Source organism: Chelativorans multitrophicus, assembly GCF_011317445.1.
In the GTDB taxonomy this organism is placed as follows: domain Bacteria; phylum Pseudomonadota; class Alphaproteobacteria; order Rhizobiales; family Rhizobiaceae; genus Chelativorans; species Chelativorans multitrophicus.
The window spans coordinates 1-2,297 of the sequence record NZ_JAAAPL010000015.1 but is presented as its reverse complement, the minus strand read 5'-3'; the positions used below and the strand labels follow the sequence as shown (position 1 = coordinate 2,297).

Sequence of the window (2,297 nt, the reverse complement as noted above, 5' to 3'; positions counted from 1 at the left end):
TCAGCGTGAAGTTCTGGTTGAAATTCGGCGGAAGCGTCACCTTCGCATAGCGTATCCGCGCCGCCTCATTCGTGAAGGTGCAGGTATAATCGTTGCCAGGGATGAATGTATTGGCGGGCACGGTGGAGCTGTAGCTCGTTCCAACAGTGCCGGGAGTGGAATTGTTAAACACCTCCCTGCCCGGCACCTCGCTTCCGCGCCCAGTATCGGCCACGCAGTCCATGCTCCTGCCGCGCCAGCCCACCACCGCCAATTCGACAAAAACGGTGTTCACCGCGGGGTTTGAGAGGTTCTGATAGGGACTGAACCCGGTCGTGGCGTTGATCACCGTCTGCGGCAGTCCGTTGGTGGGATTGATGGTGAAGTTCTGGTTGATGTTTTCCGGCAGTGTCACCTTTACATAGCGCACACGCACGCAGTGCTCGTTGGACATCGTACAGGTGTAGTTGTTGCCGGCGAGCAGCCGGTTGGCGGCGATCGTGGCAACGTAATCGCTGTTGAAGCCGCCCGTAACATTGGAGATGAGATAGGTTCGGCCGATAACCTCGCCATTGACGGCGGTATCCGCGACGCAAGTGAGACTCATCCCGCGCCAGTTGACCATTGCCGCTTCGGTGATGGTGGTGATTGCGCCCACATTGGTCAGCGGCCGGTAAGCGCTGGGCGGTCCGGCCGCGTTGATGGTCAGCGTGCCGATCCCGTTCGTACCCGTCAGGGTGAAGTTGAGGTTGAAATTGGCCGGCGCGGTCACTTTTACGAACCTGACCTGCGTCCGGTCATTGGTGAAGGTGCAGGTATAGTCGTTGTCCTTCACAAAGGTGTTGGCCGGAACGACCGAGGTGAAAGTGGAGCCAGCCGCGCTCGGCGTCTGGTTGTCATAGACGACACTCCCCTGCACCACACCATCCCTGCCGGTATCGGCGACGCACCTCAGGCGCGCGCCGCGCCAACCGGCCACCGCCTGCTCCGTGAAAGTGGTGTTTTCCGCAGGATTGGTCAGTTTTTGATAGGCGCTGAACCCGGTCGTTGCATTGATCACCGTCTGCGGCAGGCCGTTGGTGGCGTTGATGGTGAAGTTCTGGTTCACGTTCCCCGGCAAAGTTGTCTTCGCATAGCGAATGCGCACGACCTTCGGCCAGGGATTGTCCGACAGCTGGCATTTGGTACCCTCGTAATTGGTTACTTGGGTTCCAAGTGTGCCAGCTGCTTCATAGGAAGCGACACCTGTCGCCGGGTCGAACGCATACATCGGGTTAGATGTTGGAGGCGCAGGAGGGGGAACATATTGCGCCAGCGCCATTCCAAATACGCCATTCAGGCCACCCCACATGGCAATCGTCCAGATTCCATTGAATCTGAGACGCGTGACGGCTCCCGTCGCCGGATTGATAGAAAAAGTCCAGCCATAGCCGTTCGCATCCTGTTCGGATCCGTAGAGAAGCCCATCGTGCCAAGCTATATCAGTACCGATCTGAACCGGCCGTGAGAGGGTAACGGGTGTCGCCGTAAGAGTTTGTATATTGATACGGTATATCGTACTTGTATCTACGTTACTTAAGCCGCCTATAAAAACGTAAAACCTGCCATCATTGGCGAAGTCTCCGGTAGCGGCGGTACCACCTGCGGGTAGACCAGATATAGTTCCAAGTCGCTGAGGAACGAAATTGGATCCAAATCTATATAGCGCATAATTGTCGCTGCCTCTCTTAACACTGTAGATGTAGTTGTCCTGCATGTTGTACCCGAAGGCGCCAAGTTCCAGGCTGCCTGAATATACTTGTGCAAGCGTATAGCTGCTCCCCTGCACAACCAGGCGGCTTATGGTTGTGGATGGTGATGTGGAGAGCGACGTTGCAATGTATGCAGTTTCATCGCACGGAAACGGCGTCTGTGACTGTGCTGCAGAGCCCAGAGCCATCAGCAGACCCACAGCCATGAGCAAGCGTCGCAAAATGCTGTGTAGGAGAGCGGAGGCGGATGGAAATTGTCGGGCCGAGGCGCGCAATGGAATCTCCGGAATTCTAGCTTTCGGCAAATCAGGCCCGAACATAAACGCCGCAGCCGCTGTCTGAATGTAAAATAAGCAGATATGTAAACGAGCTTCTGCCCCCGTCACTGATCGATGGTGACTTTGAAGGAGACCTCGCCCTGGTCGCCGGGGAGCATGGTTCCGGTGCAGTCCCAGCGCAGGACGCCCCGATAGCCGGCCGTTCCGCCGGCCGGCGGCACGGCGGGGGCGCAGTCGAGGCTCGCCGGGTCCTGCACCACCGTCATCGGCGCGGAAAGGGTGGTGTAGC

General features: G+C 57.5%; 2 protein-coding genes and 1 pseudogene. All 3 read right to left on the bottom strand.

Going from position 1 to position 2,297, the window contains the following annotated elements:
* Positions 1-1,330: prealbumin-like fold domain-containing protein (locus GNP00_RS23080; RefSeq protein WP_166016417.1), on the bottom strand; the 1,330-nt coding region annotated here is incomplete at its 3' end.
* Between the two features lie 27 nt (positions 1,331-1,357).
* A pseudogene (locus tag GNP00_RS23935) lies at positions 1,358-1,918 on the bottom strand (DUF6923 family protein); the annotation flags it as partial.
* 194 nt (positions 1,919-2,112) lie between these two features.
* Positions 2,113-2,297, bottom strand: a 185-nt coding sequence (locus tag GNP00_RS23075; RefSeq protein ID WP_166016415.1) for a hypothetical protein, incomplete at its 5' end; no start/stop codon positions are given.